Genomic DNA, 24,993 nt, shown 5'->3' with positions numbered 1-24,993 from the left:
CAAACACTGACTCGCAAACACTGACTATTGCCCCAGGACTTTCGACGTGAAATTTACCCCCGACTCTTTTCTCCAATGGCCCAACCGGCGGGTGACCCTGCTCGGCATGTCTGGCGTTGGCAAGACCTATCTCTCCGCCCTGTTGCGCCGCAATGACTGGTTTCACTACTCAGGCGACTACCGCATCGGCACCCGTTATCTCGACGAACCTATTCTGGACCTGATTAAAAGCCAGGCCATGCAGGTGCCCTTTTTGCGCGATCTGCTGCGGCGCGACTGGATTGCGATTAAGAACAACATCAAGATCTCTGATCTGGGGCCGGTGTTGAGCTTTGTCGGCCAGCTTGGCGATCCGGAAAAAGGCGGTATGGGCCTGAAGGAATTCACCCGCCGCCAAGCGCTTTATCGTGAGGCCGAGATTCAGGCCATGCGCGATGTGCCGAGCTTTATCGACAAGGCGGAGGAAATCTACGGCTATCAGCACTTTGTCAACGATGTCGGCGGCAGCCTGTGCGAACTCGAGGAGCCCGAGATCATCGAGCTGCTGGCGCGCCATACGCTGATTCTCTACATCCAGGTGCCGCAGGAGGACGAAATTAAACTCATTGAGCGCGCCCAGGCTGATCCCAAGCCGTTGTACTTTCGCCCGGATTTTCTGCTCTCGGCGGTCAAGGACTACCTTGCCGAGCATGGTCTCGACTATGTCGCCGACATCGCCCCCAACGACTTCACCCGCTGGGTCTTCCCACGGCTGTTCCACTCGCGGGTGCCGCGCTACGAGGCCATCGCCCGGCCCCATGGCTACACCGTGACGTCTAAGGAGGTCGCGCAAGTGCGCGACGAGCCAGACTTCATCGAGCTGCTCGCCACCGCCATCGCCCGCAAGCCGGTCCAGCCCGATGCCGACCCCGATCCACTCGACAACTGAGGTGCCCGCCTATGCCCCTGGTTGCCCATAACGACCTGCCAGCTTTTGCCCGCCTGCGCGAAGAAGGCCAGAACATTCTGCCAGCCGAGCACGCGGTGGCGCAGGACATTCGCGAGCTGCACATCGGCCTGCTCAACATGATGCCGGACGCCGCCCTGCGCGCGACCGAGCGCCAATTCCTGCGCCTGATTGGCCAGAGCAATCAGATCGCTCAGTTCTATGTGCATCCTTTCACCCTCGATGGACTCAAGCGCTCTGCTGATGCGTCGGCGTACATCGAACGCTACTACGAGCCTTTCAGTCAGCTGAAAGCCGAGGGCCTCGACGGCCTGATCGTCACCGGTGCCAATGTCACCGGGCCCAATCTGGCCGATGAGCCTTTTTGGGGACCACTGATTGAAGTCATGGATTGGGCCAGTGAACATGTCACCTCCACCCTCTGCTCCTGCCTGGCGACCCATGCGGTGATGCAGTTCCGCCACAACCAGCGCCGTCAGCGCCTGCCGGAGAAATGCTGGGGTGTCTATGCCCATCGGGTGGTCGAGCGCGCCCACCCGTTGGTCAGCTCGGTGAATACCCTGTTTGATGTGCCGCACTCCCGCTTTAATGAGATCAGCCGTGCCCAGTTCGATGCGGCCGGCTGTCGGGTGCTGGTCGAAAGCCCGGAGGCCGGGGTGCATCTGGCAGTGAGCGAAGACGGCTTTCGGCTGGTGATGTTCCAAGGCCATCCGGAATACGACCTCATCTCCCTGCTTAAGGAATACAAGCGCGAGGTGGGGCGCTACATCAGCGGTGCGCGCAAGGACTATCCGCCCTTCCCGGAGCATTTCTTTAACCTCAAGGCCAAAGCCATCCTGCGCGAGCATCGCGATCTGGTTGATCGTTATCTGGACCGTGGTCGCTCTCCGCCTGAGTTCCCCGAGGCGCGCATTGCCGCCGGACTCGATAATACCTGGCACGACAGTGCTGAGGGCGTGGTGGGCAACTGGATGGGGCTGATCTATCGGGTGACACACAACGACAGATGCATCCCCTTCATGGACAGCGTGGACCCTAGCGATCCGCTCAAGCTGGTGAGCTGATCATCGCCCCGTATGCGGCAGGTTGGGTGCCTCACCTGGGTTGCTAGTGTCTGCGCAGGTGAGTAGTCGCATTTTTTCAAAAGTTGTGCCCTTTTTGCGACAGGCATCAGGCTTTTTCCTGGACAGCTATCGGGTGCCATACTGACTGCGATTTTCTTCGCAGTTTGAGCTTTTTCCCTGTTGTCAAGGTCGGTGGTCCGGTCTAAACTTAAGCCATGAGATCGCGATGTTACCTCGATGCAACATTGTCGGTTTCGCCACTTGGGGCTTGCCCGATTGGGGTCTTCCCTAGGTTGCTAACTGGGTTCGATGGAGACAGTCTGACGTTTTGGTTGCCTGTGTCCGTTTCAGGTCGTGCACTGGGCTAGTGTCGGGGTACCGTTTCAGGTTTGCCCGTCAGCTTTGGAGCTAAGGCCAGAAATCAGCACCAAATCATCGCCGTAACGCAACCCAGGCAAAGCCCCGAGTGCCAATCACGCTTTTGCCACTGACCGAATTCGAGAGACCAACAATGTACGACGAACAAAACGAAGTGGTCCGCTATAAGTGGGACCAACCCTCAGGCTCCGGCTTTCGCCTGCGTTACGACGCGGTCGACCCTGAGCACTGCTACCATGTTGAGGACTGTGACAACCACGTCGTGATGGACGAGTGGGGCTGTTCCGATCTCGACGAAGCACTGGACGTGCTAAACCAACATTTCGACATCGACGTCAGCGAAGAACGCGACCGCGTTTCCGCTTGGTTGCCTGCGGGTTTGCGCTAAAGTTATTCCCTCAAGTTCTTTGGGTAGATAACCCTTGATGCCGTGCATGGATGCACGGCCTTCACACCAGCTGGCGTAAGCCTGAGGGTGGCAAGTATTACCGGCAGGCGCGACTGAGTTCCAGTCGCGCCCCCCCCCTTATATCTCTCTCCTTCCTCCCCGGCCGCGCTACTCCAAGATCGATCACGGCGCTTCATCTCTAGCGCTACGCCGAGTGCAGAAAAATCACTCTGGACGGGTCCGGTCAGGCAACGGCCTTTTCGGTCGCTCTTGTCTATTTCCTGCCGGGTTAATTCTATGGCCGGCCGACATGGACGTGCGCTATGTGTTGAATCCCTGCTATGATCCCGAGCAGATAAAAAAACCACATTGGGTGCAGGTATGAGTGCTGGTGCTCAGCATAATCGTCTGGCGAGGCTCGAAAGCGCGTCTGGCTCTGAAAAGGGTGATCAGGATTTTTCTGTCTCTTGCGGTATTCGCTCGACGATTCAGATTTCAAACGATTCGGAACGTGTGATGGGCCGCATCGTCGGCGTGAGCGAAGGTGAGGTTGTCATGGTGCGGGTGGCGCCGAGCGATATCTTCAAAGATATCCGCGACAACTGGCCTGATGTGATCATGCGCTTCGCTGCTGAAGGCAACGTTTATGGGTTCAAGTCGCCAATTTTGGGCACCCTGGAGAACCCGTCGATCGTCTTCGTCAAATGGCCGGAGGATGTGAAATCAGTCAAGCTGCGAGTTCACGAACGAGTCCCTTGTTTCTTGAACGCGGGTTTGATCTGCAATGAGTTGCGTCGCGAGGTGGTCATCACGGATCTGTCCTCGGGCGGTTGTCGCATCGCCTTCAGTAAAGGCGGGGATGCAGCCGAGCTCGGAGTCGGGCTTGAGCGCGAGATCTCGCTGGATATCTCAACCGCAACCGCAGGCAGTCAGACGGTGCCGGGGAGGATCAAGAGCATGACGAAAGAAAAGAGCCCGAAATGCGGCGTGATGTTTGAGAGCCTGGATCAGAACCAACAGTTGGTGATCGATCAGCTCATGGATGACATCAAGGCCATTTGGTAAAGCAAAGGCGCCAGCCCTGCGTTTTTATACCAAAAGACTACCGCTGTGACTTGTTGGCGTGACTTGTTGGTTTGGCGGTGCCTGTTGTCGGCTTAGCCGGTATGTCCGGACATACCAGACCAGAGTTCGATGAGATCCGGGAAATCCCACTCGGCAGGATCCTCGCGGGATTGGATGCTGTCGTTGCAATGAGCTTGCGACAGATCGATGATCTTGGGCGCAATGCGGGCACGGGATTTGGTTGAGTAGAACGCCTTTATTTTGGGTTTGAGCAGGGATGCCTGAGACTGCTCTATGACCACGCCCAGTTTTCCGGAGGCGAGCCTCACCAGGGAGCCAACTGGATAAATCCCCAGGCTCTTGACAAAGGCTTGGAACACGCGCGGATCAAAATGCCCATCAGCCCACTCGGCCATCTTGCGAATGGACTCGGCTGGGTCCCAGCCGCTTTTATAGGGCCGGTTGGAGGTGATGGCATCATAGACATCGCAGACGGCGCCCATTTTTGCAAACAGGCTAATCTTCTTATCGGTCAGCTTGTCCGGGTAACCGGAGCCGTTTGTTTTTTCATGGTGGTGGAGACAAACATCTAGCGTGATAGCGTCGATGGACTCGGCCGCTTTCAGCAGCATGCGATGACCTTCAACCGGGTGGCTTTTCATGATGGCGAATTCTTCGTCGGTCAGCTTGCCCGGTTTGTTGAGCACTTCCAGCGGCATTTTAGCCTTGCCGAGATCGTGAAGCAGACCAGCCATGCCTGCGAGGCGGACTTGCTTATCGTTCAGGCCCATTTGTCGACCAAGGGCCATCATCAGTGCGCAGACGGCGACCGAGTGCATATAGGTGTAGTCGTCTGCGGTTTTCAGACGCGCCAGGCTCAGCAATGCCGCGCTGTTGCGGTTAACCGATTCAGATATTTCCTCGACCAGAACCCGAACCTGAGCGGCATCCACTGCTTTTCCCATGCGGACGTCAGAGAACATTTCTGTGACAGCTTTTTTTGAACGCTCGCAGATCTTCGCAGCCCGGTTCAATTCTTCGCTAATGGGTGTGGATTCCTTCTCGCCAGTTTTGAAAGCCGCCTGCTGGATGCTCCGCTCGACCTTGGCTTTGTTCTCGGCCTCGTTGACTGCTTCCACTCCGTCTGGGACGTCCAAGCCCTTGCTGGTATCGATCCAGACTTCTCGGATGCTGCTGGTGCGCAGGGTCTGGATGTCTGTGTCGTCAGTCAGCAGAAAGCTGGAGCGCCAGAAAGGGTGCTCCATCCAGGAACCGCAGAGTTCCTTGAGAAACATTCCTGCGGTTAGTTGATCAACATGAATCTTTTTGAGCATAGCGGGAAGCTCAAGCTGGTGCGATAGTGGCGCGACTGCCCCTTGAGAGGCCCCTTCGCTCTGGCGCTAATATTTGATGATTGGCATCCTGTCACGAAGTGGCAATATATCAGAGATTCACCAATCTAATTTAAGAGCTTTTTGGATGTGAGCAGCTATTGTTTTTATTGTGTTTGCCCGGATAGCAGCCATGGCGGGACTACCCGCCATCATTAGCGCGGTGGGCATGTCATGATTGGAACATCCAGGTGGGCCCAGGCGGCCCAGGATGCGGGCTGGGGGCTTGCGGCGGTTAGAGGTTGTCGTTGCCCATCAGGACGCGCTCTTTGCGATCAGCGGTGGTCGCGACAATGCGCAAGGTTTGGGAGATTGTCTGCCAGTCAGCATCGGCGGGGATTCGGGTGCGGAAGATACCAGCGGCTTTGCCAAGGAAACGTCCGAGTTCCCAGGCGCCTTCATCGGTGGCGGCGTTGTCTTTGAGTAGCTGCGTGGTCGTGTCGACAGACAAGGCATCGTCCTCCGACAGGTAGCCTACGGACCAGATGTCGCGCATTGCGAGCCCGCCAACGGGTTTGGGGTCTGGCGCAAGAAAGGTGAGTTGGGTGCGGCTGTTGTCGACGGGCTGAATCAGCCAGATGGTGCCGCTTTCGTTGATCTTGTAGGTAATGCCGGCGGCATCAAGTTGTTGCTGCAAATTGACGGCTTTGTCTTGATGGGGAGCGTTGGCGACGACCGGCTGAATCTCAGGACGGGTTTCTTGGCTCGGCTTTGGAGGTGTTGCAGCGACGGTTGGCTCAGGGGCTGGAATTGTTGTTGGCTTTGGAGCTGCTGCAGCGACGGGTGGCTGCTCTGGGCTCGGGAGCGCGGGTGCTTCCTGGGTGTCAGCCGGTCGCGGTGTCGCGGCGGGTGCCTGGTCTGTGATTTGAGGCGCGACTTCCTGCTCGGGAACCCGTTCTTTAGCTGGTGCTGAGTCTGGTGTCGCTTCGTTCGCTTGATCCCTGCGCACTGCCAGCATCAGATTATCAGCGCGGGCTGAGGCGTGGTAGCCGAGCGGGAAGGGCAGGTCATGGACGCGATCAGCGGTGGCGAAGGCGTTTCTGAGCGCGTTGTTCTGGCGGTAGAGACCGTCGGTAAAGACGGAGATCGGGTCGCGGTATTGGCCAAAGAAGGTTTGGTTCCAGTCCTCCTCGGGGAAGAAACGCAGCGGCATGCCGGAGTCTTCTTGCAGGCTCAGCAGTGCGCGATCCCGAAACAGGGTGCAGGCGTTCTCAAAACCTTGGTGATGGCAGAGATAGCTTGCTGCTTTCATGTAGAGATTCGATGGCGGCAATCCGGTGATGTAGGCGGCAAGGCCGGGAGTGCTGGCCAGGCCCTGATTGCTGAGGTCTCCGCGCCAGTACCAGATGTAGCGCATGCGTGAACTGCGTGCGTCGTAAAAGGCGATGCGCGCGCCGCTGGCGTCCTGTGGTTGGGCCTGGTAAGGCATGCCGGTTTCATCGAGGCGCAGATAGGTGATGTCCTGGATGCTATGTCCGCGATGGACGATGAAGTAACTCAGCAATGGGACTGTGCCATTGTGGCGAAAGTCCTCGCGCATGGCCTTGGTGCGGAAAAAGGTCAGGCGCAAGAGATCCTCGGTGGAGCGAATAACGCCATTGTAATAAGCACTGTTGAGGCGCTCGCGCCCGGGGATTTCACCGAGCGGCTCAAGGCCGAACATGTAAATGTTGGTGGCCTGCGGGAAGAATAGATCGGCATAGAGAAAATCGGCCCCGGCGAAGGGGTAGAGCAGGTCGCGGCCCTGGTGGGTCTCGGGCGGAAGCCATTGGTCGCGGAAGGCTTCGACCTTTTCATGCTGTTGTGTATCGTAGCGCTGCCAGGTTTGTTGAATCCGCTGGTGATAATTTTGCCAGGCGGCAGAGTCCATTAGATCGGCGTAGCGGGATTGCTCGCTTACCCTGAGTCCAGCCAGGATGCGCACCAGATCGTTGAGCGGGTTCGAGGGGATGTTGTCTCCGGCGGTGTCGTTGCCATTGGCCTCGGCGGTCTCCCTTGCCGTGATGCTGGCGAGTGTGCCTGAGGCTGCGGGCGGGACTGCTGTGGTAGCAGCGCGGGCGCCGGGCACATCATGCGGGGGTGGCTGATTCTGCGCGAGGGAGGCGCCCGCGAGGCATGGCATCAGCAAGACAAAGGTAATCTGTCTGAGAAATCTGTAGCTGAACAAGGTCATTCTCTGGGGGGCTGAAGTTGAAATGGATATTACCGGAGAAGAAGAGCCATCGCTTGGAATTGGCTCGGGGTGAGAGCCCGCGAAGCTAGGAAGAAGCAGCGAACAAGTATCGCGTGTTCTTCCTGACCCCATGGATTTTAGCCCACCAATTCCCCGTCGACGACCGAATCAAAGCGAAGCTGCCCGTCCTCGAGAGTGATGTCGATCAGGTCGTCGGGCTTGAACTGACCGGCGAGAATTTGCTGCGCCAGCGGATTTTCAATCTGGGTGCGAATGGCGCGCTTGAGTGGTCGGGCGCCATAGACGGGATCGAAGCCGGCCTCACCGAGATGGTCAAGCGCCGCGTCGCTGATTTGCATGCCAATCTCGCGACTGGCCAGGCGTGCGCGCAGATATTCCAGCTGAATCCGCGCGATGGCGCGAATTTGCTCCTGTCCCAGCGGATGAAAGACCACGATCTCATCGAGTCGGTTGATGAACTCGGGCCGGAAGGCGTGGCGCAGAATCTCCATCACCGCGTCTTTCATTTCGCCATAGTTGGCCTCGCCAGCCTTCTGCTGGATGATATCCGAGCCCAGATTGGAAGTCATCACAATGGCCGAGTTGCGAAAATCCACCGTGCGGCCCTGGCCATCGGTCAGGCGGCCATCGTCGAGCACCTGCAAGAGCACGTTGAAAACATCCGGGTGGGCTTTTTCGATCTCATCGAGCAGAATCAGACTATAAGGTCGCCGCCGCACCGCTTCGGTCAGATAACCGCCTTCCTCGTAGCCGACATAGCCGGGGGGGGCGCCGATCAGGCGTGCGACCGAGTGCTTCTCCATGAACTCGGACATGTCAATGCGCACCAGGGATTCTTCGGTGTCAAACAAAAATTGCGCCAACGCCTTGCACAGTTCGGTCTTGCCTACACCCGTGGGGCCTAAGAACAGGAAAGACCCGATCGGTCGGTTAGGATCAGACAGCCCGGCGCGGGAGCGGCGAATGGCATCGCTGACCGCGCTGACGGCTTCCTGCTGACCGACCACGCGTCGGGCTAAGGCTTCTTCCATGCGCAGCAGCTTCTCGCGCTCGCCCTCGAGCATCTTGGACACCGGGATGTTGGTCCATTTGGACACGATGTCGGCGATTTCTTCTTCCGTGACCTTGTTGCGCAGTAGCTTGTTGCCGCTCTGATCCGTATCTGAGGCGGAGGCGGTGGTCAGGCGCTTTTCCAGCTCCGGGATGCGGCCGTATTGCAGCTCCGACATGCGGGTGAGGTCGCCGGCGCGGCGGGCAGTTTCCATTTCCACCCGGGCGCGGTCGAGTTCTTCTTTGATGTGCGCGGTGCCCTGCACGGCAGCTTTCTCGGACTGCCAGATTTCGTTCAGGTCCGAGAACTCGCGCTCCAGGCGGGTGATTTCGCCCTGAAGATCGTCCAGTCGCTTTTTCGATGCCTCGTCGGATTCTTTTTTCAGCGCCTCGCGCTCAATCTTCAGTTGAATCAAGCGCCGGTCGAGCTTGTCCATCTCCTCCGGCATGGAGTCAATCTCCATGCGGATATGCGAAGCCGCCTCGTCGATCAGGTCGATGGCCTTGTCAGGGAGCTGGCGGTCAGCGATGTAGCGGTGCGACAGCGTGGCCGCAGCGATGATGGCCGGGTCGGTGATCTCGACCGCGTGATGGACCTCGTAGCGCTCCTTTAGCCCACGCAGGATGGCGATGGTGTCCTCAACGCTCGGCTCCACAACCAGCACTTTCTGGAAGCGACGCTCAAGTGCGGCGTCTTTCTCGACATACTTGCGGTATTCATCGAGCGTGGTCGCGCCGATGCAGTGCAGCTCACCGCGTGCGAGGGCGGGTTTCAGCATATTGCCGGCATCCATGGCGCCCTCGGCCTTGCCGGCGCCGACCATGGTGTGCAGCTCATCAATGAACAGAATAATGTTGCCTTCCTGGCGCGCAACATCAGTGAGCACCGCTTTCAGGCGTTCCTCGAACTCGCCACGGAATTTGGCCCCGGCGATGAGTGCCGCCATGTCGAGCGACAGCAGGCGCTTGGTTTTGAGCCCCTCGGGCACCTCGCCATTGACGATGCGCTGCGCTAGCCCCTCGACAATGGCAGTCTTGCCAACACCGGGCTCGCCGATCAGTACCGGGTTGTTCTTGGTGCGCCGCGCGAGCACCTGAATGGTCCGGCGGATTTCATCATCGCGCCCGACCACCGGGTCGAGCTTGCCTTGCTCGGCGCGCTCGGTCAGATCAATGCTGTATTTCTCGAGCGCCTGGCGCTGTTCCTCGGCATTCGGATCTTCGACCTTCTGCCCGCCGCGCATGTTATCGATGGCGCGCTCGATGGCACTCTTGGTGGCCCCAGCCTCGCGCAGGGTCGATCCTAGTTCGCCTTTGTCTTCAATCGAAGCCAGCACGAACAGCTCCGAGCTGATGTACTGATCATTGCGTGCCTGGGCAAATTTGTCGGTGACATTGAGCATCCGGCTCAGGCCGTTGGAAATGCTCACATCCCCGCCGGCACCCGACACCTGGGGCAGACGCTCAAGCGCCTCGCCCAGACCTGAGCGCAGGCGGTTGACATTCACATCCGCCTGGGCAAGCAGATGCCGCACACTGCCGCCATCCTGGTCAAGCAGGGCGATCATCAGGTGGATGGGTTCAATAAACTGATGGTCGCGACCAACGGCAAGACTCTGCGCGTCGGCAAGTGCCATCTGAAACTTGCTGGTCAGCTTGTCCATTCGCATGAGGGTTCTCCGGTAATCATTAAGGTTATTCCGGAATTAGGGCGGATGGGTGGATTCTTCAAGCAAGAAGAACCGGTGCATGACTCGGGCTCGCGTTGAGGGGGATGTTCAACTAGCCGGCATTCTGGCGCTGGTGTCGATGTCCGGGCTCGGCTTGCCAAAGTAATAGCCTTGATAATACTGCACGCCAAGGTCGTGCAGAACCTGAAATTCCGCTGCGGTTTCCACCCCCTCGGCGAGGGTTGCGATTCCCATGTCGAGCAGGAAGCGCTGGAACATATCGAGCATCTGCCGCTTGGCTTCGGGTGCGCTGTCGATGTCGCGCACTAAGGCGATATCGAATTTGACATAGTCGGGTGGGACTTCGGTCAGTTCGATCAGCCGCGCCTGGCCGGCGCCAAAGTCATCGTAGGCGAGGCCCACGTTCATCGCCTGTAGGTCATCGCGAATGCGTCGGATCAGTGCTGGTTTGGTTACTGCGGCCTCGTGCATCTCAAACACAAGTCTGAGTGCTGGAAAGTGTGTGCGGATGCTCTCGACGCAGCGCAGCAGGCGCTCCGGATCGGCAAGCTCGCGTGGGTGGATGTTGAAGAAAAAAAGCCCGTTGGGATGCTGGCGATGGGCAATCTCCAGGCCTTTTTGGCGAAACATTTCGCTGAGATGCACTTCCTGTTCCAGGCTTTCGGCAATCTGAAACAGTGGCAAGGGTGCGGTGGGTAGATCCTCCGTGGCGCCGCGTCCAAGCATCTCGTGTGCGAAGGGGTTTCCATTGGCGTCGACAATGGGCTGAAAGGCCGCGGTGACGGCGCCCTTGAGCAACAGTATCTGAAATTCGCGCGCCCCGCGTGGCAGGTTCGCCGGCAGGGAGCCAACGCGCACATTGGTGCGGTCGAACAGGTGTTCGTTGTCCGGAGCTTTCTCGATCAGACGGTATTCCTGGTCGGCAAAGTGAATCACGTCACCCGCGAGCAGAGCCTGCTCTTTGTCGATGCGCTGGTGGTTGATGAAAGAGCCATTGGTCGAGCCAAGGTCGCGCAGCAGCAGCTGGTCCTCGGCCATGTCGAGTTCGGCATGGCGGCGGGAGACTTCGGTGCTGTCGAGCGTCAGCTCGCATTGCTGATGGCGGCCGACCTGGAAGGGGAACTGATACAGATGCACGCGTCTCAGGCGCTTGGATTCGCCGACATAACCTTCGAGGTACCAGCTGCTTCTGGACATAACGTTACCTGCTTAGCGTGAATCGAGCGTGATGGTTGCTCTGAAGACCATGTTTCCTGCCACCTCAGGTGGTTAAATCCGGGTGATTCAGGGTGACGCGGATGGTCCCGACCACCCCTGACCATCAAGCGTCTGCTGCACGGCAGGGCCGCGTCACCGGTTGTCAGTTGGTTCTGCTACTATCTTTGACTGTCGGAGCGTCTGAGCGCAAGCGCGAAGGTTGCTCAGGACCTGGCGTGCTGAGGACTATTGGCGCATCAATAAGATATCCTAGAATCGCAGACCAGTCGCGATGGAGAACGAATTTGACCGGAGTCATTGAAGCCCTGTTGACGCCCTCTGGTCGGGTCAATCTGACATCTCTGGCGCGTTTTGCAAAGTCCTGCGATAGCAGGGATTTTACCCGTTTCATTAAGCGTCCGGTGCTGGCGGGCTCGTCGGTGCGGGAGGGGATGGTGGTGGATCCGCAGGACAAAAAAGCGCGCGACCCGAATGCCACGCTGGTGTGTCAGATGACCGCGTCTTCTGGTGAGGCATCCTTATCCGATGTGCTCAAGCATGCCGTCTACCCTCTGATCAAGGCCCCGGATGCCATTCGGGCCGAGAACATTTTCGCGATTGGGCGCATCAGTGGGAATGATCTGGTGATTCCTGACTTGGCCATTTCCAAGAAGCACGCACTGATTGAGATTCGCGCGCAAGGGTATTTCATGCGCGATTGCGGCTCCAAGAATGGCACCCGGCTCAATGGCGAGCCGCTCGGCGAGCAGTTCAAGGAGCTTCACGACGGTTGGCTGCTGGCTTTCGGGCGCTATGAATTCAGCTTTCTGGAGCCAAGATCGCTCTATCGGCGTTTGGTGGGCGACTGAGCCGGGCTTGTTGCATGTCCCCATCAGGCCCCGCGGATTTTGAGCGAGCGTTAGCGCCCAAGCGCGCGATGGCCGATATCGCGGCGGTAGAATCCGCCATGAAACTGGATGCGCGCGACACCAGCATAGGCAAGCTCCTGAGCTTTGGCGATATCAGGGCCAAGCGCGGTGACGCAGAGCACGCGCCCGCCGCTGGTGAGGGTTTTTCCCTTTTGCACTCGGGTGCCGGCATGGAAGACCTTGCACTCGGCGGTATCCGCAGTTTCCAGTCCCTGAATCTCGTCGCCCTTGCGTGGCGAATCAGGATAGCCCGCAGCGGCCATCACCACGCCCAGAGCGACGCGCGGGTCCCAGGCGAGTTGGTTCTCGTCTAGGTGTCCGTCGCAGGCATCCAGGCAGAGCTGCACCAGATCGCTTTGCAGGCGCATTAAAAGCGGCTGGGCCTCGGGGTCGCCCAAGCGGCAGTTGAATTCCAGCACCCGAGGCACGCCATCCTCGCCGATCATTAGCCCGGCGTATAAAAAGCCCCGGTAATACAAGCCCTCGACCGCCAGGCCGCGCACGCTCGGGCGCATCACCTCGGCCATGATGCGCTCGTGCAACTCGGCGGTGACCACTGGGGCGGGGGAGTAGGCACCCATGCCGCCGGTGTTGGGGCCGCGATCACCGTCATCGCGCGCCTTGTGGTCCTGGGAGCTGGCCAGCGGCACAATGGTTTCGCCATCGACCAGGGCGATGAAGCTGGCCTCCTCACCGGTGAGAAACTCCTCAATCACCACCCGCTGACCGGCGGCGCCGAACTGGCCGTCGCTGAGCATGGCCTGAACGGTCGCGCGCGCGCTGTCCAGAGTCTCGGCGATCACCACACCTTTGCCGGCGGCGAGTCCGTCGGCTTTGATGACCAAGGGAAAGGGTGAACGACTGCCTGCGCCATTGGCGATGGCCTCCAGGTATTTAAACGCACTCGCCTGATCACTAAAGCTTTGGTAGTTGGCCGTCGGGATGTTATGGCGGGCGAGAAAGTCTTTGGTGAACTGCTTTGAACCTTCGAGCTGTGCCGCCGCCGCCGTGGGGCCGAAACAGCGCAGCCCGGCCGCCGCGAAGGCATCGACCACGCCGGCCACCAGAGGTGCTTCCGGGCCGACGATGGTCAGCTCGACGCCATGGTCGCGCGCAAAGGTGATCAGACGCGGGATGTCCTCGGCGTCGATGTCGACATTCTCGATGCCGGGCTCGCGCGCTGTGCCGCCATTGCCGGGTGCGACCCAGACCTGATCGGCTAGGGGCGATTGCCGGACTTTCCAGGCGAGGGCATGTTCGCGCCCGCCGCCGCCGATGATGAGCAGATTCATGGTGTTTCGGGAATCGTGGGTAGTGAAGACTGACTAGGGGTTGGTGGAAACCTGCAAGCTGGTGCTCAGAGTGAGTCACCAGCCCGGAGGACGAAGCGGTTGCTTCAGGTTAGGGTTTTCGCTCTCCGCCGAAGGCGGCGATGCCGCGGCCTGAGTCGCCAGCGCGGATGAAAGCGAGGATGCGCTCGGTTTCCGCGCCTGGATAGGCGGCTGCGGCCTCCTCCATGGCCTGGCTCAAGCGCAGGCCGGAGCGGAACAGCAGCCGATACACCGCCTTGATGTGCCCGCGCGCCTTGGAGTCGAAACCAGCCCGGCGCAGGCCGACGGTATTGAGCCCAAGAATCCGCGCGCGCTGCCCGTTGGCCAGTGCGAAAGGCGGGATGTCCTGTGCAACGCCGGTGATGCCGCCGATCATGCACAGGTCGCCGATGCGGCAAAACTGATGCACAGCAACATGGCCGGCGAGAAAGTTACCATCGCCCAAGGAGACATGACCGGCAAGGGTGGCGGTGTTGGCCAGGGTGTTGTGGTTGCCAACCAGGCAGTCATGGCCGATGTGCGAGAAGGCCATCAGATAGTTGTGATCGCCAATGCGGGTGCCGGCATCGGTCTTGATGCCACGACTGATATTGACGCACTCCTTGAAATGGTTATGCGCGCCTATGATGAGTGGCTTTGAGTGCTCCGGCCTGAAGCCGATATCCTGCGGCTCCGTGCCCAGGGTGGCGCCGTGGCAGACGCGATTGCCGGGGCCGAGTTGGGCCGCACCGGAAATGAGCACATGGCTGTCGATCACGCAGCCCTCGCCGAGCTGCACGCCGGCCTCGATGATGGAATAGGGACCGATGGTGACGCTCGGGTGAATCTCCGCGTCGGCGGCGATAATGGCAGTGGGGTGGATGCTCATGGCCGGCGATGGTGCGATTCAGCCGAGGCGAGTCAATGTGTTATGCGATCAATGGCGGAAATGCCGAGTGCCGGTGAAGATCATCGCGATGCCATGCTCATCAGCGGCGGCTATGACTTCCTGGTCCCGCATCGAGCCGCCGGGTTGAATCACCGCCGTGATGCCGACTTCTGCGGCCTGATCGAGCCCATCGCGGAAAGGAAAGAACGCATCTGAGGCCATGACCGCGCCCTTAACCGCGAGCCCTGCCTGCTCGGCCTTGATGGCCGCAATGCGTGCCGAGTTCACCCGGCTCATCTGGCCGGCACCGACGCCAATGGTCATGCGCGCGCGCGCGTAGACAATGGCGTTGGATTTGACGAACTTTGCCACCCGCCAGCTAAACAGCAGATCAGCCATTTCCGCCTGAGTGGGCGCGCGGGCGCTCACCTGGCGCAGTTCGGCGGCGATGAGCCGATCAGTGCTCTGCACAAGCAGCCCGCCGGTCACGCGCTTGAAGTCAAGGGTGGTGGTGGGGCCGGCGACCGTCCAGTCGCCGCAGCTTAGCAGGCGCAGATTTTTTTTGGTCTTGGCCGCTTCCAGTGCCTCAGGGCTGATTTTGGGGGCGATCATCACCTCGACAAATTGGCGCTCGACCACAGCGCTCACAGTGGCGGCGTCCAACTCCTGATTGAACGCGATAATGCCGCCAAAGGCCGATTCCGGGTCGGTGCTGAAGGCGCGATCATAGGCTTTCAGCAGGCTCTCGCCCTCGGCCACGCCGCAGGGGTTGGCGTGCTTGACGATCACGCAGGTGGGGACATCGTTGAATTGCTTGACGCATTCGAGTGCCGCGTCGGTGTCGGCGATGTTGTTGTACGACAACTCCTTGCCCTGGTGCTGGCGGGCGCTGGCGATGCTGCCGTCCTGGATCCTGGGCTCGACATAAAAGGCCGCCTGCTGATGCGGATTCTCGCCATAACGCAGGGCTTGCTGGCGGCGCACCTGAAAGCTCAGGGTGCGCGCGAAGGGGTGTTCCTGTTTGTCATCGGGTTTGTCATCGGGCGAGGCGCTTGCCAGTTCCAGCCGGCGGCCCAACTCATTGGCGATGGCCGCGTCATAACGGGCAGTGTGCTCGAAGGCGCGTGTCGCGAGATCGAAGCGCAGCGCCGCACTGATGCTGCCCTGATGCGCCTCAAGCTCGGCGGTCAGGCGCGGATAATCGCCCGGCTCAACCAGCACTGCGACTGCGGCATGATTCTTCGCTGCCGCGCGGATCAGGGTTGGCCCGCCGATGTCGATTTGTTCAATCGCCTCCTCAAGCGGGCAGTTGGGATCGGCGGTTGTCTGCTCGAAGGGATAGAGATTGACCACCACCAGATCGATGGGGTCGATGCCATGGGCTTGCATTACCGCCTCATCCTGACCGCGGCGCCCGAGAATGCCGCCGTGAATTTTCGGGTGCAGGGTCTTGACGCGCCCGTCCATCATTTCGGGAAAGCCGGTGTGCTCGGCGACCTCGGTGACTTTGAGGCCCGCTTTGCGTAACAGCGCAGCCGTGCCTCCAGTGGAAAGGATCTCGACCCCGTGGTGGGCGAGGGCGGCGGCGAGTTCCGGTAGGCCGGATTTGTCGGAGACACTGATCAGGGCGCGGCGAATGGGTTGCATGGGGTCAGCTGGGGCGTGGTGGTGCAATGATTCAGGATTGCTGGTTAGGTGAGGGGCTATTTAGGAGCTGCTGCTTAGGCGATGCTACTTAGGCGTTGCTACTTAGGCGTTGCTGGGGTCGTTGGCCGACATCAACCCATACTGCGAGACCTTCTTGCGCAGCGTTCCCCGGCTGACGCCAAGGATGCGGGCGGCAAGCGTCTGATTGCCACTGGCGTGATGGAGAACACTCTCGATCAGTGGTCGCTCGACCTCATCGAGGACGAACCGATACAGGTTGTCTATCTGATGATCGCCCATGCGTGCAAGATAGGATTGCAAGGCCGTGCGCACGCAATCGTGCAGGGGGATGCCGTTGTCTTCTGCCGACTGGCTGATGGGGAAGGATGGGCGATGCTGGCAACGGACATTTTGGCAGGCATCTGGCTCGGCAATTAAAGCCGCGTCGATCCTCATGTGTCAGTCTCCCCTGTCATCAGATTGGCAAAATAACTTTGCACCAAGCGGTGCTGGATTGCGGCTGATGTGGCCATTAAAAGTGCCCCGCTGGCCTGCTTAAAGCCGGGCAGATCCTGGCAGTACCAGATGATGTGCTTGCGCGCAACGCGCAGACCGCGCGCTTCACCATAGAAATCATGGAGGGCTGCCAGATGGGAAAGCAGAATGTCGCGGATTTGGTCCGGATTGCGTTCCGGATTTACTGCTGGGTCAGGTGGCCCGGTCTGCTCGCCGGTGGCCAGAAAGCGCTCGATGCGAGCAAAAATCCATGGCTTTCCCAAGGCTGCGCGACCAATCATAACAGCATCTGCACCGGTCTGTTCAAGCACTTTATGTGCTGTTTCTGCCGTGTCGATGTCGCCATTAGCAACAAGGGGAATGGTGATCTGCTCGCGCAGCGCTGACAAGCTGTTATGCTCAGCTTGGCCGTTGTAACCACAAGCGCGCGTACGTCCATGCACTGTTAACATGGCGATTCCGGAGTTTTGTGCAATTTGTGCAATTTGCGCGAGATTCTTTTCTTGTGGTGACCAGCCGGTGCGCGTTTTGACGCTGACAGGAACATTCACCGCCCGCACGACTTGCTCCATGATGCGTGCGACCAGGGGCTCGTCGCGTAGCAGTGCGGAACCGGCTGCCTGGCGGCAGACCTTTTTCGCTGGACAACCAAGGTTGATGTCGATCAGGTCCGCGCCCTGATCGACGGCATGGCGGGCAAAGTCGGCCATGTCCTCGGGGTTAGCACCGGCGATTTGTACCGCGAAGGGACGTGGCTCGCCTTGATGGTCCAGGCGCTCAGCGCTGGTGCGGGTGTGGCGCAGCGCCGGGTTGGCGCTCAGCATCTCGGAGAAGGCAAGCCCGGCACCGAATTCTCGACACAGGCGGCGGAAGGGCCGGTCGGTAATGCTGGCCATGGGCGCGAGGAATACTCGCGAGGGGAGTTCGAGTGAGCCGATTCGCAGCGGCAATTTCAGCCGATTGGCAACGCTGGACATGGGGACGGATTCCGGCATGTTGTTCTCGGCATGTTGTTCTCGGCAGGGTCGGCTTGGATGGGCGGGGATGAACTCGGGTCTGGGCTGGGTTTGATTTTAGAGCTAGCGGCCGACGCGCGCTGGGTGCTGCATCACAAAGCACTGCACCGCACGTCCGCGCTTGCTGTCGCGCTGCGTATTGATACGGGAACCCTTCAAGCTGTCTGGGCGCTATGTCCGCTCAGCAGGGCCCACTGGTCGCGCAGGATAGGCTCAGACAAGACGAGATGTGCGCCATAGGCCGCGCACACCGCCGGAACCTGGGGGTCGAGAATGCCGGAGAGTGCCACCTGGGCTCCGGGCGCGCAGAGCCGGCTCAGCTGGGGGGCGAGCTCGATCAGGATGCCGGCGAGAATGTTGGCCACCAGCACATCCGCTTGCGGCCTGGGGCGGGTTTTAGCGGCAAAGTCCTCGGGGCTGTGACAGCTCAGGCGCGCGGCCACGCCATTGTTGGCGGCATTAGCCGCAGTAGCGATCAGGGCCTGTGGGTCATGGTCAATGGCAATGGCATGGGCCGCGCCAAGCTTGAGCGCGGCAATGGCCAGAATGCCGGAGCCGCAGCCGTAGTCGATCAGCGTCTTGCCGGTCAGATCCAGACCGTCCAGCCATTCCAGGCACAGGGCGGTGGTGGGGTGCGAGCCGGTGCCGAAGGCGAGCCCCGGATCGAGCGCGAGAATGACGTCATCGGGTTGGATGCCAGCGGCGGCATCGGTCGCGGGATCCTGATCGCACGGGCAAACCCACAGCCGGCGCCCGAAGCGACGCGGTTGCCAGTGCGCGAGCCAGGCGCGCTCCCAGACCTGATCGGCAAGGGGCTCCAGGTGCGGGGGTGCGGCCAGTGCGTCCTGCAATTGGGCGGCGCATTGCTGCGCGCGCTCGCCTGCCTCGGGCGTGTCTTCAAAGAGCGCGGTGAGTCGCACCAACGCCCATAGCGGCATGGCGCCCGGTGCGGGTTCGAGCAGGCTCAGGTCGGTTTGGGTGGGCGTCTGGCCGCAATCCTCGGGATCATCCAGGGTCACCGCCAGGGCGCCGGCATTCTCAAGCACGGCTTCGATCAGCGGAACCTGCTCGCGGGCGCTGATCAGGGCGAGTTGCAACCAGGGCATGATGGATTCAGGGAGCTGGCGGTTTGGGGCGCTTGTGGCTCAAAGCCCGAGCTTTTTCTCCAGATAATGAATATTGGCGCCGCCGGCCTGGAAGGCGGCGTCTTTCATGATCTGGCGATGCAGCGGGATGTTGGTTTGAATGCCCTCGATCACTGTCTCGCGCAGCGCGTTGTTCATGCGCGCGATGGCGCAGTCGCGATTCTCGCCATGGGCGATCAGTTTGCCGATCATGGAGTCGTAGTAGGGCGGCACCACGTAGCCTGAGTAAATATGGGTATCCATGCGAATGCCGGGGCCACCGGGGGCGTGAAAGTCCTCAATGCGCCCAGGGCTAGGCATGAAGGTCTCCGGATGCTCGGCATTGATGCGGCACTCGATGGCATGACCGCGCAGTTCGATGTCGTCCTGCTTGAATTGCAGTGGCTCGCCGGAAGCGACCAGGATCTGCGCTTTGACGATATCAATGCCAGTCACCATCTCGGTGACTGGATGTTCGACCTGAACGCGGGTGTTCATTTCGATGAAATAGAACTCGCCGTCCTGATACAAAAACTCGAAGGTGCCAAGGCCGCGATAGCCAATGCGCACGCAGGCCTCGGCGCAGCGATCACCAATGCGCTGGCGCTGTTCGGCGGTGATGCCGGGTGCCGGGGCTTCTTCGACCACCTTTTGGTGACGGCGCTGCATGGAGCAGTCGCGCTCGCCCAAGTGAACAGCATGGCCGTGGTTGTCGGCCAGCATCTGGAACTCGACGTGGCGCGGGTTCTCGAGGTACTTCTCCATGTAGACCACGTCGTTGCCGAAGGCTGCCCCGGCCTCGGCCTTGGTCAGGGAGACGGCATTGAGCAGCGCGGCATCCGAATGCACCACACGCATGCCGCGCCCACCGCCGCCGCCAGCGGCCTTGATGATGACCGGATAGCCGATGTTATGGGCTAGCTCCAGCAGCCGATTGGGGTCGTCGCCGAGTGGGCCGTCGGAGCCCGGCACGCAGGGTACCCCAGCGGCTTGCATCGCCTTGATGGCCGAGACCTTATCGCCCATCAGGCGGATCGTTTCTGGCTTGGGGCCGATAAACACAAAGCCGCTGCGCTCGACGCGTTCGGCAAAGTCGGCGTTCTCGGACAGAAAACCATAGCCGGGGTGAATGGCGACAGTATCTGTCACCTCAGCTGCGCTGATAATGGACGGGATATGCAGATAGCTGTCGCGCGACGGGGCCGGGCCGATGCAGACGGATTCATCGGCGAGCAGGACGTGTTTAAGATCGCGGTCGGCATCGGAATGCACCGCCACGGTTTTAATGCCAAGCTCGCGACAGGCGCGCTGAATGCGCAGCGCAATCTCGCCGCGGTTGGCGATAAGGACCTTCTCGATCATGTGATGATAAAGAGTGGCTGGTTGTATTCCACGGGCTGGCCATTTTCGACCAGGATGCGCTTGACGCGACCGGCGATGTCCGCCTCAATCTGGTTGAGGATTTTCATCGCCTCGATGATGCACAGGGTATCGCCAAGCTTGACCTCGGAGCCTTCCTCGACAAAGGGCTTGGTGCCGGGGGAGGGCGAGCGATAAAAAGTGCCGACCATGGGCGAGCGCACCAGGGTGCCGTCTTCGATTTCGCTTTCGGCGGCGGGCGTCTCCGCAGTTGCAGGTATGGGTGCTGGCGGGCTGCTCGGGGCAGCGGGAGGCGGCGCACCTGCGGGCATGAAGAAACTTGGCGCGGCATGGCCCTGACGGCTGATGCGCACTGACTCTTCGCCCTCGTGAATCTCGATTTCAGCGACGTTCGATTCTTCGAGTAACTCGATAAGCTTTTTGACCTTACGGATGTCCATGCGGCTTGGGTCTCTCGATGGGCTGGCTCAGTAGTTTTTAGTAGTTCTAAGTCGTTCTAACCTTCATGGTCCCGATCACCCAGGGTAATGAATCCGTCTGATTCACAGTAATCGGGGGCTGATCAGGGCAGCTTTGGTGCTCGGTCAGGCATTTGGTCGTTCTAGGTGGTCATTGCGCGGCCGGGGCAGATGGCTGGCTGCCGCCAGAGGCTAAGCGATGCATCGCGGCGGTCAGTGCCAACTCATAGCCATGGGCGCCCAGGCCGCTGATCACGCCGGCGGCAATGTCAGAAAAATAGGAATGCGCCCGGAAGGCTTCACGCGCATGAATGTTGGACAAGTGCACCTCAATAAAGGGCAAGCCGACGGCCAGAATGGCATCTCGCAGCGCGACGCTGGTATGGGTGAAAGCCGCCGGATTAAAAATCATAAAGGCCACATCATCGGCTGGTGCTCGGTGGATGTGCTCGATCAATGCATGCTCGGCATTGCTCTGCGCGAACAGTAAAGCCACTCCGGCCTGTTGGGCTGCGTCGCGCAGGCGCTGCTCGATCTGCGCAAGTGTAATCTGGCCATAGGTCCCAGGCTCGCGCTGGCCGAGCAGGTTCAGGTTGGGGCCGTTCAGGCAGAGAATGGCCGACATAGGCTGTGCTGAGTTCCTTGACCGGTGAACCGGCCGATCAGTGCGAGAAATCTGAGCCTACACGCCGGTAACTGTGCCTAACGGGCGGCAACGGTCGCAAAAATAGCCGTTTGACTCGAATGTGACAAGGGTAAAGGAAAGTGCGCCGATTTACAAAAATCCGCGCCGGGCGGTGCCCTTGCATGTTACAGCCCTGCCGCTGCTGCCCCCGGAAGGGTTGTGCCGGAATCCGTTGTACCAGAATCGGCGGCCTGCTCGGCTGTGTCTGGCAGCAGGGCGCTGACTTCAGTCCGTAATTGGTCTTCGCCCAGCAACCCTGGTTGAGCGAAAACCGCCCGGCCACGGTGATCGAAAAGCACAGTGAAGGGCAGGGCCTGGGTGCGATTGCCAAAGCGGGCGGCAAGCGCTATCTCCGGCTGACCGCCGAGCAGCACCTGGTAATTGAGCGTGCGTGCGTTGAGGAAGGCTTGGACGTCCTCGGGCGTGTCGATGGCGATGCTCACCACTTGCAGCAAGCCTGGTCCATAGCGGTCTTGCAGGCGCTCAAGCGGACCGATCTGCGCCAGACAGGGGGTGCACCAGCTTGCCCAGAAGTGCATCACCACCACTTTACCAGCCCAATTGTGGCTGCTGACCAAGCGACCGTCGGGAGTGGACAGACGCAGATCCGGGAGCACCTCGGTGCCTGATCGGTCGCGCTGGCTGCCGAAGGTGAGATCCGGATGGTCGTCGATCCAGTGCTGACCGAAGAGCGCCACGCTGATACTGAGTGTGCCGGCCAGTAGGGTGACGAACAGGACTTTCAATACACTCATAACCGCGCACTCATGGCTGGATCTCCTGCAGATGGGCGGCGAACTCCTCCGGCGGCACGAAGCCGACCAAGCGGAAACCGCGCAGCTCTGTGCCCGAGGTATCAAAAAACAGCATGGCCGGCGGACCGGGAATGCCGAAGCGCTCCTGCATCAGTGCCCTGTCCTCGGCATCGTTGGCGGTGACATCGGCCTGGAGCAGGATGAAATCCGCCATGGCGCTTTGGACCGCGGGTTCGGGGAAGGTGTAGCGCTCCATTTCTTTGCAGGATACGCACCAGTCGGCGTAGAAGTCGAGCATCACAGGCTGGCCCTGGGTGGCTGCGGCTGCGAGCTCACGTTCGAGATCGGTAACCGTCTTGATGCGCTTGAATTCGGCATGGGCGCTGCTCTGCGCGCCACCGGCAGGCATTAGCCCGCGCAGTGGTTGCAGGGTATCGCGCCCGCCGGCGGCGGCGCCGACCAGCATCAGGGCGCCATAGACCATTAGCGCAACGCCCAGGCCTTTCCATAGCTTGCGCCAGCCGCTGGCCTGGGCGGGCAGGGGCTCGAGCGCCCCTAGATAAACCGCCGAGGCAATCAGCAGCAGCCCCCAGAACAGCAGCGCAATGGCCACCGGTAGAATGCGCTCAAGCAGCAGCACCGCCACCGCCAGTAGCAGCACGCCAAAGACCGCCTTGACCGCATCCATCCAGGCGCCCGCGCGCGGTAGCAGCTTGCCGGCCGAGGTGCCGATCAGCAGCAGGGGTGCGCCCATGCCGAGCCCGAGTCCGAGCAGGGCGAAAAAGCCGAGTACTGCATCGCCGGTCTTGCCGATGAAGATCAGCGCACCCATCAGCGGCGGGGCGACACAGGGGCCGACGATCAGCGCCGAGAGGGCGCCCATGATGGCCGCGCCGATCAGAGTGCCGCCCTGTTGTTGGTTACTGAGTTCGGTCAGCCGGGTTTGCAGGCTGCTTGGCAGTTGCAGCTCGTAGAAGCCGAACATGGACAGCGCCAGGGCGACGAAAATGCCGGCAAAAAGCGTCAGTATCCAAGGATTTTGGAACGCGGCCTGCAAGTTGGCGCCAAAGAGTCCGGCGATCACGCCGACGATGGCGTAGGTCAGCGCCATCGCCAGCACATAGGCTAGGGACAGCATGAACGCCTGTCGGGTGGTGATGCCCTGACCCTGTCCGGCGATGATGCCGGAGAGAATGGGAATCATCGGGAAGACGCAGGGGGTAAAGGCCAGCAACAGCCCCAGACCGAAGAACAGCGCCAAAGCGCCGAAGATGCCGGCTTTCGCGAGCCGTGCGGCAATTTGGTCCTGCTCGGATACTCGCGCCTCGCCTGCTGTGGGTTCAGCGGCTGCAACCTGCTGAGTGGCAGCCAGGGTTTGCGCGTCGACCAGTCTATCGGTTGGCGGCAGGGCCAGGGTGACGGTTTTGGTCACCGGCGGATAGCAGATGCCGCGTTCGGCACAGCCCTGGAAGGTCGCGATGAGTTCAATCTCGGCTGCTTCGACGCGAGAGCGCAGCAGCGGAATTTCGCCCGTCACCAGGCCATGGTAGATGGCGACATCGCCGATGCTGCCATCCGGGCGCACGGTGTTGGCTTTGATCTCGGCCTCTGGCAGCTTCAGCTTGCCAAGTTGCACGCCCGCAGCTTCGGCCCGCTCAGGGGACAGCCTAAGCGCGATCATGTCGCGGTACATGAAGGTCTCGGGTGCGATAGTCCAGCGCAGCTCGAGCAGGTTGGGCGACTTGATGTCGGCGGAAAAAACGAAGGCTTCTGCGGCAGGAAGAATGTCGTCGTCAAGCCCTAAGCTTTGGCGAGTGCTGGTGCCGAGTGCCGCGCGCAGATTTGAGGCAGCGACTTTATTGGCGTCCGGGCTGGTCGCCGGACTGACAGTCGGACTCATGACCGGACTCATCGCCGGCAGGGCGACTTCGAGCGCGACCTCTTGTGGCGGATAGCAGAAGCCGGCATCGGCGCAGCCCTGGAAGCGGGCGAGCAGGGTCAGGGGGGCAGCGGTGTTCTCGCCGCGCTCAACGGGAATCCGCACTTCAAGCTGATCCCGATAGATGTCGACCTGGCCAAAGAACTGATCCTGCCTGACCTCAGCCGGCGGCAGCTGCGGCTGACCCAGCGTGACTCCGGGTGTCTCGGTGCGAAAACGCAGTTTGTTCTGGTAGAGGTAATACCCGGGTGCGATCTGCCAGCGCACGACTAGTTCATTCGCGCTCAGGGCCGCGACCTCGGGCTGGAAGGCCTGCTCAACGGGCAGGAAGTCCGCTCGCGCCGGCCCGCCCAGCAGGCAGATCAGCCCCGCGAGCAGCAGCCAGGGACTCAGCCAGCCTGGTGGCGCTGATCTGCGCGCGGGCAGTGCTGATTTGCTCTGGTGCGACTGTGGGTGGGTTTTCACGAGCTTTGGGTGCATGTGTCAATCCATTTCAAATACTGATCCGATCCCGCGATAACAGGCACGACAATGAACTCGGGTACCTCGTAGGGGTGTTCCTTAAGGATGCGTGATTCGAGTTCGCGCAGGCGCGCCTGCGTGGTTTTGATCATCATCAGCACCTCGGCATCCTGGCACAGTTGTCCGTCCCAGCGGTAGCAGGATTTCGCGCCGGGCAGCAGTGATACGCAGGCGGCCAGGCCCTCGTTGACTAGCATGGCGGCGAGACGCTCGGCGCAGTCGCTGTCGGGACAGGTGCAGTAGGCAATGCAGGGCGGCGTTGACATCGGGCGGACTCCCTCGGGCGGCTTGATGAATCTGGGTGCCTGAGCCGGTTATTTTAGACCAAAGCATCGCCGCTGCGCGGGCGCGGGGATTGCACTTGCCGGCTGCCCGGTCTAAGGTCGCCGATCAGTGATCGCTGCTCGGATCCATCTTGGTTCTGGTGGCGATAATTTCTTTCTTCAATCCACTGCCTTG

At 60.5% G+C, this 24,993-nt stretch carries 21 protein-coding genes; 5 read left to right on the top strand and 16 right to left on the bottom strand.

Going from position 1 to position 24,993, the window contains the following annotated elements:
- The first annotated feature begins 46 nt into the window (after positions 1–46).
- The 4 genes from Thiofri_RS17645 to Thiofri_RS17630 all read left to right on the top strand — a co-directional run bounded on the left by Thiofri_RS17645 (position 47) and on the right by Thiofri_RS17630 (position 3,841).
- Positions 47–928, top strand: a complete 882-nt coding sequence (locus Thiofri_RS17645) for a hypothetical protein (RefSeq protein WP_009147564.1) — start codon at positions 47–49, stop codon at positions 926–928.
- 11 nt (positions 929–939) lie between these two features.
- Complete coding sequence (gene metA / locus Thiofri_RS17640) at positions 940–2,010, top strand: homoserine O-succinyltransferase MetA (RefSeq protein WP_009147565.1); 1,071 nt, start codon at positions 940–942, stop codon at positions 2,008–2,010.
- Positions 2,011–2,521: 511 nt separating this feature from the next.
- A complete protein-coding gene (locus Thiofri_RS17635; protein ID WP_009147566.1) occupies positions 2,522–2,776 on the top strand; it encodes a hypothetical protein in 255 nt (84 codons plus the stop codon).
- Between the two features lie 381 nt (positions 2,777–3,157).
- Entirely contained in the window at positions 3,158–3,841 is a 684-nt protein-coding gene (locus tag Thiofri_RS17630) for a PilZ domain-containing protein (protein WP_009147567.1), read from the top strand.
- Positions 3,842–3,933: 92 nt separating this feature from the next.
- On the opposite strand, the gene Thiofri_RS17625 is transcribed toward Thiofri_RS17630, so the two are convergent.
- The 4 genes from Thiofri_RS17625 to Thiofri_RS17610 form a co-directional block, all read right to left on the bottom strand.
- On the bottom strand, positions 3,934–5,175 hold the full coding sequence (locus Thiofri_RS17625) for an HD-GYP domain-containing protein (RefSeq protein ID WP_009147568.1): 1,242 nt from the start codon (positions 5,173–5,175) through the stop codon (positions 3,934–3,936).
- A gap of 292 nt (positions 5,176–5,467) precedes the next feature.
- The gene (locus Thiofri_RS17620; protein WP_143741804.1) at positions 5,468–7,399 is read right to left on the bottom strand and encodes a hypothetical protein; all 1,932 of its coding nucleotides are present in this window, start codon (positions 7,397–7,399) and stop codon (positions 5,468–5,470) included.
- Between the two features lie 143 nt (positions 7,400–7,542).
- Positions 7,543–10,146, bottom strand: coding sequence for an ATP-dependent chaperone ClpB (gene clpB, locus Thiofri_RS17615; RefSeq protein WP_009147570.1), 2,604 nt, complete (start codon positions 10,144–10,146; stop codon positions 7,543–7,545).
- 108 nt (positions 10,147–10,254) lie between these two features.
- Entirely contained in the window at positions 10,255–11,364 is a 1,110-nt protein-coding gene (locus Thiofri_RS17610) for an EAL domain-containing protein (RefSeq protein ID WP_009147571.1), read from the bottom strand.
- 305 nt (positions 11,365–11,669) lie between these two features.
- On the opposite strand from Thiofri_RS17610, the gene Thiofri_RS17605 reads away from it, so the two are divergent.
- Positions 11,670–12,233 carry an FHA domain-containing protein gene (locus Thiofri_RS17605; RefSeq protein WP_009147572.1) on the top strand — a complete coding sequence of 188 codons (564 nt, stop codon included), beginning with the start codon at positions 11,670–11,672 and terminating at the stop codon, positions 12,231–12,233.
- A gap of 50 nt (positions 12,234–12,283) precedes the next feature.
- Here the strand turns inward: Thiofri_RS17605 and purD are convergent, their stop codons facing one another.
- The 12 genes from purD to cutA form a co-directional block, all read right to left on the bottom strand.
- The gene (purD, locus tag Thiofri_RS17600; protein ID WP_009147573.1) at positions 12,284–13,585 is read right to left on the bottom strand and encodes a phosphoribosylamine--glycine ligase; all 1,302 of its coding nucleotides are present in this window, start codon (positions 13,583–13,585) and stop codon (positions 12,284–12,286) included.
- Positions 13,586–13,694: 109 nt separating this feature from the next.
- Positions 13,695–14,492, bottom strand: a complete 798-nt coding sequence (lpxA, locus tag Thiofri_RS17595) for an acyl-ACP--UDP-N-acetylglucosamine O-acyltransferase (RefSeq protein WP_009147574.1) — start codon at positions 14,490–14,492, stop codon at positions 13,695–13,697.
- Between the two features lie 48 nt (positions 14,493–14,540).
- The gene (gene purH, locus Thiofri_RS17590; protein ID WP_009147575.1) at positions 14,541–16,139 is read right to left on the bottom strand and encodes a bifunctional phosphoribosylaminoimidazolecarboxamide formyltransferase/IMP cyclohydrolase; all 1,599 of its coding nucleotides are present in this window, start codon (positions 16,137–16,139) and stop codon (positions 14,541–14,543) included.
- Positions 16,140–16,241: 102 nt separating this feature from the next.
- Positions 16,242–16,595, bottom strand: coding sequence for a helix-turn-helix domain-containing protein (locus Thiofri_RS17585; protein ID WP_009147576.1), 354 nt, complete (start codon positions 16,593–16,595; stop codon positions 16,242–16,244).
- Complete coding sequence (gene dusB, locus Thiofri_RS17580; RefSeq protein WP_009147577.1) at positions 16,592–17,650, bottom strand: tRNA dihydrouridine synthase DusB; 1,059 nt, start codon at positions 17,648–17,650, stop codon at positions 16,592–16,594. The genes Thiofri_RS17585 and dusB overlap by 4 nt, the downstream gene beginning before the upstream one ends.
- Before the next feature lie 176 nt (positions 17,651–17,826).
- Positions 17,827–18,777, bottom strand: a complete 951-nt coding sequence (gene prmA, locus Thiofri_RS17575; RefSeq protein ID WP_009147578.1) for a 50S ribosomal protein L11 methyltransferase — start codon at positions 18,775–18,777, stop codon at positions 17,827–17,829.
- 39 nt (positions 18,778–18,816) lie between these two features.
- Positions 18,817–20,157: an acetyl-CoA carboxylase biotin carboxylase subunit gene (gene accC, locus Thiofri_RS17570; protein ID WP_009147579.1), complete on the bottom strand. Its 1,341-nt coding sequence runs from the start codon at positions 20,155–20,157 to the stop codon at positions 18,817–18,819.
- Positions 20,154–20,615 carry an acetyl-CoA carboxylase biotin carboxyl carrier protein gene (gene accB / locus Thiofri_RS17565; RefSeq protein WP_009147580.1) on the bottom strand — a complete coding sequence of 154 codons (462 nt, stop codon included), beginning with the start codon at positions 20,613–20,615 and terminating at the stop codon, positions 20,154–20,156. The genes accC and accB overlap by 4 nt, the downstream gene beginning before the upstream one ends.
- Before the next feature lie 169 nt (positions 20,616–20,784).
- Complete coding sequence (gene aroQ / locus Thiofri_RS17560) at positions 20,785–21,258, bottom strand: type II 3-dehydroquinate dehydratase (protein ID WP_009147581.1); 474 nt, start codon at positions 21,256–21,258, stop codon at positions 20,785–20,787.
- A 185-nt stretch (positions 21,259–21,443) separates the two neighbouring features.
- A complete protein-coding gene (locus Thiofri_RS17555) occupies positions 21,444–22,073 on the bottom strand; it encodes a TlpA family protein disulfide reductase (protein WP_009147582.1) in 630 nt (209 codons plus the stop codon).
- A 10-nt stretch (positions 22,074–22,083) separates the two neighbouring features.
- Positions 22,084–24,492 (bottom strand): protein-disulfide reductase DsbD, encoded by a 2,409-nt coding sequence (gene dsbD, locus Thiofri_RS17550; protein WP_009147583.1) that lies wholly within the window; start codon positions 24,490–24,492, stop codon positions 22,084–22,086.
- On the bottom strand, positions 24,474–24,800 hold the full coding sequence (gene cutA / locus Thiofri_RS17545; protein WP_009147584.1) for a divalent-cation tolerance protein CutA: 327 nt from the start codon (positions 24,798–24,800) through the stop codon (positions 24,474–24,476). The genes dsbD and cutA overlap by 19 nt, the downstream gene beginning before the upstream one ends.
- Positions 24,801–24,993 lie beyond the last annotated feature (193 nt).

Origin of the sequence: Thiorhodovibrio frisius (assembly GCF_033954835.1) — a bacterium.
Classification (GTDB): domain Bacteria; phylum Pseudomonadota; class Gammaproteobacteria; order Chromatiales; family Chromatiaceae; genus Thiorhodovibrio; species Thiorhodovibrio frisius.
Note: the sequence above shows the minus strand (reverse complement) of the source record. Positions and strands in the feature narration are given on the sequence as shown.